This window comes from Amycolatopsis sp. NPDC005003 (genome assembly GCF_053600695.1).
Map to the genome: position 1 here is coordinate 241,759 of NZ_JBSGAI010000004.1, position 12,076 is coordinate 253,834.

A 12,076-nucleotide genomic window follows, 5' to 3' on the forward strand; every position below is an offset into this window, starting at 1 on the left:
CGAGGAGGGCCACCAGCCGTCCGGGGAGGGAGCGAAGCCGCACTCCCGAGTGGACGGAGTGCGGCGCGACGCCCGGCTTCTACCCCTTTCGCACCGTGGTGCGGTCCACAGCCACGAGGCGCAGTTCCGACGTGTACCGATTGCCGTCGCGGTCGGCCAGCCAGAGCCGGTCCAGGGAGGGGAGCATCTCGCTGATGGCCACCTTGGCCTGGGGGTCCGTCGCTTGGAGTTTGCGGACGAACTTCGCGAGCGCGTTGATGGTGAACACGTTTTCGAAATCGACGAAGATCGGCTTGACCTCGCCCGGCACCTTCACGAACACCTGCTGGGGCAGCGACGTGCCGCGCCACCAGCGGCGCGTCTCGACGAACCGGGTCGCCGGGTCCGTGAACTGCGCGAAATCCAACTCAACGGCGGGCAGGCGCCAGGTCTCGCGCGAAAGCACCAGGCGGTCGATCGTGATGCGCGGCTGATGGTCCGCCGGCGGGAGGAACGTGATCGCGTCCACGACGGTGTTGAGCACGGTTTCGGCGAACAGGTCGAGGACCGGGTACGTGCGGCCGTCCGGCAGGGTGACCGTGGGGCGGCCGTCGTCGAGCTCGACGACGAGGTCGGCCGCGTGCAGGACACGAGGCCGTCCCGGCTCGGTGGTCTGCTCGAAGAGCGCGACCTGGTAGTCCTCGTCGCGGTTCAACGCCGGCTGGGTCCGGATGGTGAGCCGGCCCGCGCTTTCGCGTGGCTGGACCGGCAGGAGGCGGGGTGCCGGCCAGTCCGCGTCGAGGCAGTCGAAGAGGTCGCCGGGCGTGGGGTGCTGCGTGACGAACAAGTAGTGGCGGTACGAGGCGAACCCGAGGTGCGCCTCCCCCAGCACCACCTCGAACTCGCCGCGGTGGATCGCTTCCACGTCGACCGCCGAAATCATCAGGTCCGGGCTGCAGTACCGGGCGACCGACCAGTCGGAGCCGGCGGCACCGAACGCCGCACGCGCGCGTTCACGCACCTGCTCGCCGTCGAGCCGGACACGCGACTCACCCTCGGGTACCTCGAGGACCTCGGCCCAGAGCCGCTGCAGCTCGGCCTGCAGCTCGCCGATCATCGCCGGGCTCTTGCGGTGCAGCACCGGCAGGCATTCGAACCAGAACGACGCCAGATCGACCCGGCCGCCGTCCGCCGCGAGCCGGGCCACGATCTCGCCGAACTCACGCTCCAGACGCGCGCCGAAGTGGTGGACGAGCCACCGGCCGCTGTCGAGGACCGGGCCCAACGGGGCGAGAGCGCTGAGCAGGTCCGCTCCGAACACGAATTCGGTGTCGCGCCGGGCGTCGTGGTAAACGAGGGTCCGGCCGCCGTAGGCCTGGCCGCTGTTGCGGCTCGGCAGGCCTCCGGTGACCTTGACGAAGACCTCGTCGAGGTGCCGCAGCGCCGAGACGAAATCGGCCAGGTCGCCGTCCGCGGCCGCCCACGCCCGATCCCGGGCGGATTCCAGCAGGCTCAGCCGTTCCAGGCCGTCCGCGGCGACTTCGGGGTCGCCGATTCCTTCGAGGAACGCGCGAAGGTCCTTCTCGGGGTACGGGGAGAGCGGCACCTGGAGTTTCCAAACGAGCAGGCGCTTCTTGGCCAGCCGCTCGATGACCCGGTAGACGTCGTCGGCGGTTTCCGTCTCCGGGTACTGCCCGGCGAGCCGGGCCGCGATGGCACGGGCCGGCTCCAGGCCCGTGCTCGACCGCAGGACTTCGGCCTCCACCTCTGTCAGGGTCATCGGGCGCCGGCTCGGGCCGACCACCTGCGTGCCGTCGAGGCGCACGAACGGCACCTTGCGGGGCGCGACCCACGACGCCATCCCCGGGGTGGCGCCGATCTTCTCGGTGAGCAGGTCGATCGCCCACGCTTCGAAGAAGACGTCGGACGACGAGGTGAGATCACGGCCGGGGCGGAGGCGGGTCTCCGCCGCGTCCCCGTCGAACGCACCCCAGCCGACGGGACCGAAGAAGCCGATCGTGTCGTTCTTGAGGCAGTACCGGTGCCAGTAGCTGGCGATCAGGTCCTCGCGCTGGCGCTGCTTGCTGTGGCGCCGGACCGGGTCGGCCGTCAGGTTGCGCCGCATGGGCTCCAGTGCCGTCTCGAAGATCCGGTGGTTCTGCCACGCGAGCGCGCGCCGGAACCGCGGGTCGTCGATCAGGGCGACGAGCCGGGCCGCGATCCGGTCGCCGTCGGCGTCGAACGCCGCGCGGAACGCTTTGAGGGACTGCTTGTCGCCGGATTCGACCGCGTCGGCTTCCGCGACCAGCCCGGGCGAGGCGAGCAGCCCCGCGTCGGCGGGAAAACCCGGGGCGCGCAGCGCGACCGGGCGCCAGAACGCCCAATCGGTGTCCGGGAGCTGGACGTGGGTCGCCCGGTCGTCGGAAACGGAGCTCATGCGACCGCACCCGGCGGCGTGCCGACGGCCTCGGCCAGCTCGGCCGGCGTGGGGCTGGCGAAGAACAGCCCGACCGGGATGTCGACGTCCAGTGTTTCGGCGACCAGCGCGATCACGTCCATCGCCTGCACCGAATCACCGCCCAGCTCGAAGAAATCGTCGTCTTCGGCGATATCCGGATTGCCCAGTACCTCACGGTAGGCGAACAACGTCACTTCAAGCACACCCGCTGTCATGACACCCCTCTCCGGGATCGACCGACCACGTTCACCCGAAAACCCATCCCGGTCAGCGTCCCAGCGGCGGCGGGGGAAACTTCCTCCGGATTGCGCCCGATTTCGCGCACTCCAGGAGAAAGGCGGCCCGCGGCCCGGTGCGACAGTTCTCGGCGGGGGGCGGCCCGGCCCGAAGTGGCGGCACCCGCACAGCGGAAAAAGCGATTCCGGCCGGAAGGATGTTCAACGCGATGCCAGCCACCAGCCCGCGCTTCGAAGACGACCCCGAGTACTTTCCGATTTCCGCGCAACAGGAACTGTGGTGCGCGGGCGCGGGTGCCGGCTCGTTCGGTCCCCGGTTCATCGTGAGCACCGGGCTGCGCATCTCCGGTCACCTCGACGTGGCCGCCCTGCAGCAGGCGCTGAACGACCTGGTCGGCCGGCACGAGGTGCTGCGCACGGTCATCGACCGGGACAGCACCCCGCCGCGGCAACGGGTGCACCCGCCCACGCCGGTTCCGCTCGAGGTGCGCGAGCCGGGGCCGGACGCCGGCCGGTCTGCCGACGAACGCGCGGTGGATCTGCTCCTCGAGGCCCAGGCCGGCTCCATCGACGCCACCGGGACGCCCCAGTTGCGGGCGACGCTGCAACTATTCGACGATCAGGATTCCGCGTTGACGCTGGTTTCCCACCACACGACGTGCGACCAGTGGTCGCTGCAGCTGCTCGTGCACGACCTCGCGGCTCTCTACCAGCTCCGGACGGGCGCCCGGACCGAACCGCTTCCGGAGGCGCTGCCCTACCGGGAATACACCGCCTGGCAGCGGGAACGCACCGGTGACGCGCGCAACGAGGTGCTGGGCTACTGGCGCGAAAAACTCGCCGGCGCCCGGATCTTCACGTTGCCGACCGACCGGCCGATCCCGCCGCAGCACGTATCGCCCTACTCCTCGCACCACTTCAGGATCGACGCCGCGACGAGCGCCCGGGCGGCGTCCTTCGCCCGGGAAGCCCGCAGCTCGGCTTTCATGGTGCTGCTGGCGGCGTTCTGCGTGCTCGCGCACCGGATCACCGGCACGACCGATCCGGTGATCAACACGCTGGTCAACGGCCGCACCCAGCGCCGGTTCCGGAACACCGCCGGTTCGTTCATCGACTTCGCCGCCCTCCGCACGACCATCGCGGACTGCGTGACGTTCCGCGACATCGTCGACCGGACCCGCCGGACCTGCATCGACAGTTACTCGAACGAAGTGCCGATCCAGCTCGTCGAGCAAGCACTGCCCGAGCTCATGGCCCCGCTCGCGGATCCGCGCAACTGCGACTTCATCTTCGGCTACTTCCAATCGCCGTTCAGTGAGCCGGTGCTGCCGTTGGCCGGCGGCGCGCAGGAAATCCGCGGCGCGGCCACCGCCGGCTCCGTCAGCCAGGAAATGCCGGGCGGCGCCGCCTGGACGCTGCAGACGCTGCCCTCCGGCGCGCTGAGCGGCTGCGTGCAGTTCAACCCGGACGAGTTCGACCCGGCCACGATCACCGGGTGGACGACGGGGTACCAGGAACTCCTCACCGCGCTGCTCGCCGAGCCGGACCGGTTCTGGAAGACGTTCTGACGGCCGCCTCAAGGGAGCGACGCATGACCCTCGACACCACCTTGACCGCCGCCGGTGAACCCGTCGCCATCGTCGGGATGGCCTGTCGCCTGCCCGGCGGAACGGACTCCCCGGAGCGGCTGTGGGAACTCGCGCTCGCCGGCGGCCCGGGCTCCGGACCGGGCTCGCTCGAGCCGGCCGCCGGGCTCGACGCCGCCCTGTTCGGGCTGTCCCCCGACGAGGCGCGCGCGGTGGACCCGCAGCGGCGGATGCTCGTGGAGACGGCCTGGGAGGCGTTCGAACGCGCCGGCATCCCCCCTTCGACGGTCGGCGGGCGACGGGCCGGCGTCTTCGCCACGGCGAGCGCCACCGACGCGGCCGCCCGCCCGGCGCCCGACGGCCTCACGAACGGCCGGGCCGCCGGGTTCGTGGCCGGTGCGGTGCACGCCGGGGGACCCACCGTCACGGTCGGGGCGGACGCGCCGCCGCTGGCGGCGCTGCACCTTGCCGTCCAGTCGCTGCGGCACCGGGAAACCACGTTCGCGACGGTCTGCGAAGCCGCCGGGGCCGAGGGAGTGACCACCCTGCTGCTGGAGCGGCTTTCGGACGCGGTGAACAGCGGGCACCGTCCGCTCGCGATCGTCAGCGGCTGTTCTCTCGCCCGGGGTGTGTCCGGGGACGCGCAGCGGAAAGCCGCCGGGCGGGCGCTGGCGGACGCCGGTCTGGCACCGGGTGACGCCGAGGTCGTCGAAGTTCGCGCGGCCACCTCCGGGAACGTCGGGGGTGTGGCGGTCATCCAGGCGGTGTGCGCGCTCGTGGCGGGGGTCGTTCCGCCGGCCGCGCACCGGACGCCGGATGCCGGACCCGGTGACGCCGACGCGGCCGGCCGCGGGTGGCCGGGCCACCGGCCGCGCCGGACCGGGCTCTCGGCCCACGGGTCCGACGGCACGACGATCCACGTGCTCCTGGAAGAGCCTCCGCCGCCGGAGAGTCCCGGGGCGGGAGCGGCCGCCGAGGGTGCGCTCGCCGGAATACCGTGGCTGCTGTCGGCGGCTGACCGGAACGCCCTGCGCGACCGCGTCCGGCAGCTGCTCGGCTTCCTCGACGCGCACCCGGGAACGGACCCGAAGGCGGTCGGCCACACCCTCGCGGCGCGGCGCGAGCACCTGCCGGTCCGCCTCGCCGTCGCCGACCACGAGCGCGCGGCCGCGGTCCTCGCCAAGTGGCTCGACGGCAGTCCGGCGCCGGGGCTGACCCGCGGCGTCGCCGACCTGGCCGGCCGCACGGTCTTCGTCTTCCCCGGTCAGGGCGCGCAGTGGCCCGGCATGGGCGCCCGGCTGCTCGAAACCTCGCCCGCCTTCCGCAGCGCCGTCGACGAATGCACCGGCTGCCTGGCCGAGTACACCGGCTGGTCGGTACTCGACGTCCTGCGGGGCGCCGCGGGCGCGCCTTCGCTCGACCGCATCGACGTGGTGCAGCCGGTCACCTTCGCGGTCATGGTCGGCCTCGCCGCCGTCTGGCGGCATCTGGGCATCGTCCCGGACGCCGTCGTCGGCCACTCGCAGGGCGAGATCGCGGCCGGCTACGTCGCCGGTGCGCTGTCCCTGCCCGACGCGGCGCGGGTCATCGCGCTCCGCAGCCAGGCGATCGCCCGCGAACTGGCCGGGCGCGGCGCCATGGTTTCGGTTTCCCTCGAGCCGGCCGAGGTGACCGCCGTGCTGGCGGGCTTCTCCGGGCACATCGGGATCACCGCGGTCAACGGCCCCGCTTCGGTGGTGGTGGGCGGCGACACCGCGCTCGTCGAGGAGTTCGAACGCCGCTGCGGGCAACGCGATGTGCGCGTCAGGCGGATCGCCACGGACACGGCGACCCACACCGCCATCGTCGAGCGCATCCGCGCCACCGTCCTCGCGGACCTCGCCCCGCTGCGACCGAAACCACCGTCGATCCCCCTCTACTCGCCCGCCGCACGCGGCTGGGTCGACGGACCGGCGCTCGACGCGGGCTTCTGGTACGCGAACATGCGCGAGCCGGTGTTCTTCCACGAGGGGATCCAGGAGCTCGTGCGGTCCGGGCACACCACGTTCCTCGAGGTGAGCACCCACCCGATCCTGACGACCCCGGTCCAGCAGACCCTCGACACGGTCCCGGGCCTCACCGCACTGGCCGTCGGATCCCTGCGCAAGCAGGTGGACGAGCGGCGGGCGCTGCTGGACACCTTGCTGCGGCTGCACGTCCGCGGCGTTCCGGTCGACTGGGCCGCCCTCTACGAGAGCGAGCGGACCGATCCGCTTCCCCTGCCGACCTACCCGTTCCAGCACGGGCCGGAAGCCGACGGCGACCGGCTCGGGTGCTGACCCGTCCGGCGGGGCCCCGGCCACAGCGGGGCCAGGAACACCAAGCGAGGAAACACAAAAAGCGACCGGCCGCCGAAGCGGCCGGTCGCTTTTCTCGTTCGCGTCAGTTCTCGGGGAGCACCTGGGCGATCTCCCAGACGTTGCCCGCCGGGTCGGCGAACGCCGCGGTGCGGCGGGCCCACGGGCGGTCCGTCGGGCCGTTCAGCAGTTTGACGCCGTGCTTCTCCAGCTCGGCGCAGGTGGCGTTCGCGTCCTCCACCTCGATCGTCAGCAGCAGCCGGGCACCGCGGTCGGCGGCGCCGACCTCGGCCGGCTCGACCAGCGTCGGGGCGTTGTCCTTGTGCAGGAGGTTGATCAGCAGGTTGTCCAGTTTGACGACGGCCGAGACGTCGTCCTCGTAGACCACTTCCAGTCCGAAGACGTCCTGGTAGAACGCCTTCGCCGGAGCGAGGTCCTCGACGAACAGCGTGATGACGTCGACCTTGCTCAGTCCCTTGATCAAGATGATCCCTTCCTTCGGGCGGTGGTCAAGTGGTCGTGGCCGCAGGGAACAAAGTACCCGCGCGCCGCCGGGGTCCGGCCGGTTCGGCGCCGGAGAGCACGCCGGAAGAAGAATGTCGCCCGGCCGGATGACGCCGGCGGATCACGCCGCGGCGTCCGCCTCGCCGCCGGTGCCCGGCCTGCCCCGGCGGCCGCCGAAGAAGACCCGCCGCACCACGCCGGGCCGCATGACCGCCTGCGGCGGGTCGACCAGGCCGGCGGTGCGCAAGAACGCTTTCGTGAGCTCCGCGTCGTTGACCGCCGCGGTGCGCAGGCGCGGGACGTAGGCGTTGGCGATCCGCACGCCGAGCGTCCGGCGCCCGACGGTGCCCGGGAAGCCGAGGTCGCCGCCCGCCGCCAGTGCCCACGGCGCGTCGTTCACCTTGGCCAGGTCGCGGAAGTAGGCGCGCGGTCGTGGTTCACGCCCTCCGCCGACGTGCCGGGAGAGCACGTCCGCGCCCAGCGCCGCGACCGTCATCCCCTGCGCGTAGATGGGGTTGAACGAACAGGCCGCGTCGCCGACGACCAAGAACCCGTCCGGCGGCTCGGGCAGCGCCTCGAACCGGTGGCGGACGCTCGCCGGGTAGTGGTAGGAGACCGGGTCGGTGAGACGCCGCGCCCCGCGCACCGCGGCGTGGATCGTGGGCACCGCGAGCGTCTCGGCGAACGCGAGGAACCCCGCCGGGTCCCGGGGCGGGCGGTCGCCCAGGATCCCGTACAGCGAAAGCGAATACCGGTCGGCGAGCCGCGCCAACGTGGCCCCTCGCGGGTTGGCCGGCGTGGCCACGCAGACCTCCGCGACCCCGTCGCCGATCGGGTCCGGCGTCAACGGGCCCTCGAAATCGCACGTCGTGTAGGTGATGTCGATCTTGACGCGCTCTTCGGGAACCTCGGGCATGCCCAGCTCCGCCAGCCAGCCGGTCGCCCGGGACCCCTTGCCGGAGGCGTCGACGACCAGGGCGGCTTCGACGACCCGCTCGGGGCCGCCGTCGCGGCTCTGCACCCGGACCCCGGTGACCGCACGGCGGCCCGGATCCGTGACCAGCCCGGCGATGTCGGTGTGCTCCGCGAACCCGACGTTCGGCAGGGCCCGCACCCGGCGCCGCACCCGCTGCTCGAGCATCGGCCGCGAGGGCGAGATGCACGTCAGCCCGGTGGCCGTCCGGCGCATCATCCGGCCGTCGAAGTACCAGCCGAGGCTGGTCCCGAAGTCGCCGATCGGCACCCCGTCGGCCACCAGTTCCGCGGTGAGACCGGGAAACAGGCCTTCGATGATCTCGTGCCCGCGCGCCAGCAGGCCGTGCACGTGGTGCCCCTGCGGTGCCGCGCGGCGCGGTGAGCCGGTGTCCCCGAACTGATCGCGGTCGACGACCAGCACCTCGGTGTAGTGGTCGGCCAGCACCCGCGCGGAGAGCAGGCCGGCGATGCTGCCGCCCAGGACGACCGCGCGCCGCGGCTTCGGCCCGGTCACCGTGCGTCTCCTTCGGGGGCGAGGGTGGCGGCGAAGTCCCGCAGGTCCTGGACGTAGAGCTCCGGCTGCTCGAGGGACGGGAAGTGCCCGCCGCGCTCGTGTTCGCGCCACTGGACGATCTTCGGGATCATCCGCTCGGCCAGCGCCCGGACCGGCGGCGCCGGGTCGCCCGGGTAGACCGACACGGCGACGGGCACGAGCGGCGGGGGCATCGCACCCGCGCCGGGCGCGCCGGGCATCTGGTCGGCGATTTCGTAGTAGAAGTTCGCCGCCGAGCCGGCCGTGGCGGTCAGCCAGGTGAGCGTCACGTTCGCCAGGATGTCGTCACGGTCGATGACCTCTTCCGGCCGCTCCGCGCAGCCGGACCACTCCCGGTACTTCTCGACGACCCACGCCAGCTGGCCGGCCGGCGAATCCGTGAGCGAGTAGGCGATGGTCTGCGGCCGGGTGGCCTGCACCCGCATGTACGCCGAACCGCTCTCGAAGAACTCCGACAGCCGGCCGAGGCGGGCCAGGTCCGCTTCGGCGAGGCCGTCGAGGTCCTCCGGCCCGGACGGCGGGGTGACCAGGAAGTTCAGGTGCGCCCCGAGGACGTGTTCCGGGTCCATGGCCGCGGCGGCCAGGGTGACGAACGTGCCGAGATCCCCGCCCTGGAGCACGTAGCGCTCGTAGCCGAGCCGCGCCATGAGCTCGATCCAGAGGCCCGCCACCCGTGCCACGTCGCAGCCCGGCTCGCCCAGCGGGGAGGACAGGCCGAAGCCGGGGATCGACGGCAGGACGACGTGGAACGCCCGGGCGGGGTCGCCCCCGTGTGCCCGGGGGTCGGTGAGCGGCCCGATCACGTCGAGGAACTCGAGCACCGACCCCGGCCATCCGTGCGTGATGAGCAGCGGGACTGCATCCGGCTCGGGCGACCGGACGTGGATCAGGTGGACCAGCGTCCCGTCGATCTCGGTGAGCAGCTGCGGGTGGGCGTTGAGCCGGTCTTCGACCGCCCGCCAGTCGAACCCGTGCTGCCAGTGGTCGATCAGCTCACGCAGGTACCCGGCCGGGACGCCCCGGCTCCAGCCGCTGCCGTCGACCTCGTCGGGCAACCGCGTCCGGGCGAGCCGCTGCCGGAGGTCCTCGAGGCTTTCCTCGGGGAAGTGCGCGCGAAAGGAATGCATGGTCGCTTCCCGGTGGGTGCTGCGGCCGGTGCCCCGGCCGTCGGTGGTCACAGGTAGGCCGTGTTCGGCTCGAGTCCGCAGAGCGCCCGCCCGTACAGCTCGGCGTTCGTGTCCGGGTGCATCAGGGCGTGCAGGTTGAGCGCCTGCACGTCGCGGCGGATCCGCTGCACCGGCACCGACCGGTAGAGGGAACTGCCGCCGCTGCCGCTCGCCACGACGTCCACGGCGCGCTCGGCGAGCCGGAACACGCGGCCGAGCGCCGCCCGCGCCGCTACCTTCTCCTGGAGCGACCACGGTTCGCCGGCCGCGCCCTTGCGGTCGAGCCGGTCGGCCAGCCGCAGCCCGTGGAACTCGGTCTCGTCCACCAGGTACGACGCCTCGGCGGCCTGGAAGTGCGTCACCGGCGCCTCGGCCTGGTTTTCGTACGCGGTGTAGGTGATCTTGCGGTTCGGGACGCTTTCGAGGAACCCGGCGAGCGCCGCCTGCGCCATCCCGGTCGCCGCGCCGACGAAGCAGGACGACCCGGTGGCCATCATCGGGCCGCGCCAGACGGGCGAGGCGAGGTTGGCCTGCGTCGCGTACTGCTCCTGCAAGATCAGCGGCATGGGCAGGACCCGGGCCATCGGCACCCGGACCCCCTCCGCGGCGGTGGTCACGCTTCCCGTGCCCCGCAGGCCGGAGCTGAACCAGTCGTCGTGGATCTGCAGCTCGGACAGCGGAACCAGCGCCATCACCGGCCACATCGACGCGCCGTCGGGTGTCGGCGCCATCGCCAGGACGATCTGCCACTGGCTGTGCAGGGAGCCGCTGATGAACTTCCAGCTACCGTCGATCACGAGGTCGCCCCCGTCGGGGCGGGCGACGGCGGTCGGGCTCAGCACCCCGCAGATCCGGACGTCCGGCTCGGCGAAGACCTCGTCCTGGACCGCGTCCGGGAACAGCCCGGTCAGCCAGGCGCACATCGACCAGACCGCGGTGTTCCACGCCGCCGCACCGTCGCCGCGCGCCAGCTGGGCGAGGGTTTCGAACAGCTCGCGGCTGCTGGTCTCGTGACCGCCGTAGCGAACCGGCACGCGCATGCGCAGCACGCCGGATTCCTCCAGCAGGCCGACGGTTTCCTCGTGCAGCCGCCGGTTTTCGTCAGCCCACGTGGCGTTCGCGGCCAGCTGTGGCAGTGCCTCGGTGATCCTGGCCTTGATGCCTTCCGCCGCTGGGGCTGTCGCAGTCATGCGATTTCCTTTCGTCGGTTCAGGGTGGCGAACGGAGTCGCGGCGTTCACCGGAATTACGCCCTTCTCAAAAGTGCTCGCGCTCGGCATTTCCCGCATCTCCTCGATTGCCGATCCCGGTTTCCGCTTGCTCCGCAAGGAGTTCCGGCGCAGCGGACCTCAGGCGAGCACCATGCCCCGGTGGCCGGGCAGGGACGTGAGAACCGGGTTCGGCGGGCCCGGCGGGGACACCGACACCAGGTCCAGCCGGTCCGATCCGGCCAGGAAGTCGTCGATCCCCGCCGTCGTGGACCGGGCTCGCCGGTAACCGAACCGGAGGACCGGTGGCTCGAGGCCGGCCAGGTTCGTCACCCGCTCCGCGAACGTGCGCTCGGGAACCCGCCCGAACAGGTCGCCGGGCACCGGCCGGAAACCGAGCCGGAGCTTGAACGCGCACAGGCCGGGGCGGTGCAATGCGCCGTAGAAGTTCACGTCGTTGCCGGCCGTGACCCAGCGCAGCCCACGCTCCGCGGCCAGGTCCGCGAGCGCCGCGTACATGCCCCGCGGGAGTTCGGCCGCCCGTTCGTGCGGTGCCACCGCGCTGAACCGCGTGACGAGCGCCGACCGCACGGGGTCGACCTCGGCCACGCAGCCGCACACGAGCCTGCCGTCACGACGCCAGCCCAGCAACAGGGCGGCGGAGTCCGGCGCGAGCAGCTCCCGCCGGAAGATCGCCGCCAGGTTGCGGCCGAACTTCATGCGGCGCACCTGGGCGGTGTAGAGCTCGGCCCACTCGGCGAACACCGCGGCGCCGACCGGTTCGTGCAGCTCGCGTGCCAGGCCCGCCAGGGTGCGGGCCGCGCCGCGCGTCCGCGACCGCTGCTGCCGGGACTGCCCGGCCAGCATTCCGCCGGCCCCGTCGCCGGCCGGCAGCACCCAGTGCACCCAGGCCGGCCGCACGACCACGCCGAGGTCGTGGCAGGCACGCCAGTCCGGGCCGATCGAGCGCACCCGCAGCACGTGCGGGTGGCCGGGGCCGGTGCCGGCCGGCGCCAGCTGTCCCAGATCGCCCACCTCGGCGACGTCGACGCCGGTGTCTTCGTACGCGCGCATGC

9 protein-coding genes are annotated in these 12,076 nt (G+C 72.4%); 2 read left to right on the forward strand and 7 right to left on the reverse strand.

The window, feature by feature from the left end; all coding sequences use genetic code 11:
* Window positions 1–79: 79 nt before the first annotated feature.
* A complete protein-coding gene (locus tag ACWED2_RS07010; RefSeq protein ID WP_449689507.1) occupies window positions 80–2,416 on the reverse strand; it encodes a lantibiotic dehydratase in 2,337 nt (778 codons plus the stop codon).
* Entirely contained in the window at window positions 2,413–2,652 is a 240-nt protein-coding gene (locus ACWED2_RS07015; RefSeq protein ID WP_449689508.1) for an acyl carrier protein, read from the reverse strand. Before ACWED2_RS07015 ends, ACWED2_RS07010 begins: the two co-directional genes overlap by 4 nt.
* A 230-nt stretch (window positions 2,653–2,882) precedes the next feature.
* Here ACWED2_RS07015 and ACWED2_RS07020 point away from each other — a divergent pair, with 230 nt between their 5' ends.
* Together ACWED2_RS07020 and ACWED2_RS07025 are read left to right on the forward strand one after the other, a co-directional pair.
* Window positions 2,883–4,241, forward strand: coding sequence for a condensation domain-containing protein (locus tag ACWED2_RS07020; RefSeq protein ID WP_449689509.1), 1,359 nt, complete (start codon window positions 2,883–2,885; stop codon window positions 4,239–4,241).
* A 23-nt stretch (window positions 4,242–4,264) separates the two neighbouring features.
* Entirely contained in the window at window positions 4,265–6,577 is a 2,313-nt protein-coding gene (locus tag ACWED2_RS07025; protein ID WP_449689510.1) for an acyltransferase domain-containing protein, read from the forward strand.
* A 103-nt stretch (window positions 6,578–6,680) separates the two neighbouring features.
* Here the strand turns inward: ACWED2_RS07025 and ACWED2_RS07030 are convergent, their stop codons facing one another.
* The 5 genes from ACWED2_RS07030 to ACWED2_RS07050 form a co-directional block, all read right to left on the reverse strand.
* Window positions 6,681–7,079 (reverse strand): VOC family protein, encoded by a 399-nt coding sequence (locus tag ACWED2_RS07030; protein WP_449689511.1) that lies wholly within the window; start codon window positions 7,077–7,079, stop codon window positions 6,681–6,683.
* Between the two features lie 141 nt (window positions 7,080–7,220).
* Window positions 7,221–8,588: an FAD-dependent oxidoreductase gene (locus tag ACWED2_RS07035; protein ID WP_449689512.1), complete on the reverse strand. Its 1,368-nt coding sequence runs from the start codon at window positions 8,586–8,588 to the stop codon at window positions 7,221–7,223.
* The gene (locus ACWED2_RS07040; RefSeq protein WP_449689513.1) at window positions 8,585–9,754 is read right to left on the reverse strand and encodes an epoxide hydrolase family protein; all 1,170 of its coding nucleotides are present in this window, start codon (window positions 9,752–9,754) and stop codon (window positions 8,585–8,587) included. Before ACWED2_RS07040 ends, ACWED2_RS07035 begins: the two co-directional genes overlap by 4 nt.
* Window positions 9,755–9,801: 47 nt before the next feature.
* A complete protein-coding gene (locus tag ACWED2_RS07045; protein ID WP_449689514.1) occupies window positions 9,802–10,983 on the reverse strand; it encodes an acyl-CoA dehydrogenase in 1,182 nt (393 codons plus the stop codon).
* 158 nt (window positions 10,984–11,141) lie between these two features.
* Window positions 11,142–12,074 carry a hypothetical protein gene (locus tag ACWED2_RS07050; RefSeq protein WP_449689515.1) on the reverse strand — a complete coding sequence of 311 codons (933 nt, stop codon included), beginning with the start codon at window positions 12,072–12,074 and terminating at the stop codon, window positions 11,142–11,144.
* Between the last annotated feature and the right edge of the window lie 2 nt (window positions 12,075–12,076).

Bases quoted from the DNA above. Each gene is read 5' to 3' on its own strand.
- ACWED2_RS07025 (WP_449689510.1), top strand. From the start codon at position 4,265: ATGACCCTCGACACCACCTTGACCGCCGCCGGTGAACCCGTCGCCATC.
- ACWED2_RS07015 (WP_449689508.1), bottom strand. From the start codon at position 2,652: ATGACAGCGGGTGTGCTTGAAGTGACGTTGTTCGCCTACCGTGAGGTA.
- ACWED2_RS07020 (WP_449689509.1), top strand. From the start codon at position 2,883: ATGCCAGCCACCAGCCCGCGCTTCGAAGACGACCCCGAGTACTTTCCG.
- ACWED2_RS07045 (WP_449689514.1), bottom strand. From the start codon at position 10,983: ATGACTGCGACAGCCCCAGCGGCGGAAGGCATCAAGGCCAGGATCACC.
- ACWED2_RS07050 (WP_449689515.1), bottom strand. From the start codon at position 12,074: ATGCGCGCGTACGAAGACACCGGCGTCGACGTCGCCGAGGTGGGCGAT.
- ACWED2_RS07010 (WP_449689507.1), bottom strand. From the start codon at position 2,416: ATGAGCTCCGTTTCCGACGACCGGGCGACCCACGTCCAGCTCCCGGAC.
- ACWED2_RS07040 (WP_449689513.1), bottom strand. From the start codon at position 9,754: ATGCATTCCTTTCGCGCGCACTTCCCCGAGGAAAGCCTCGAGGACCTC.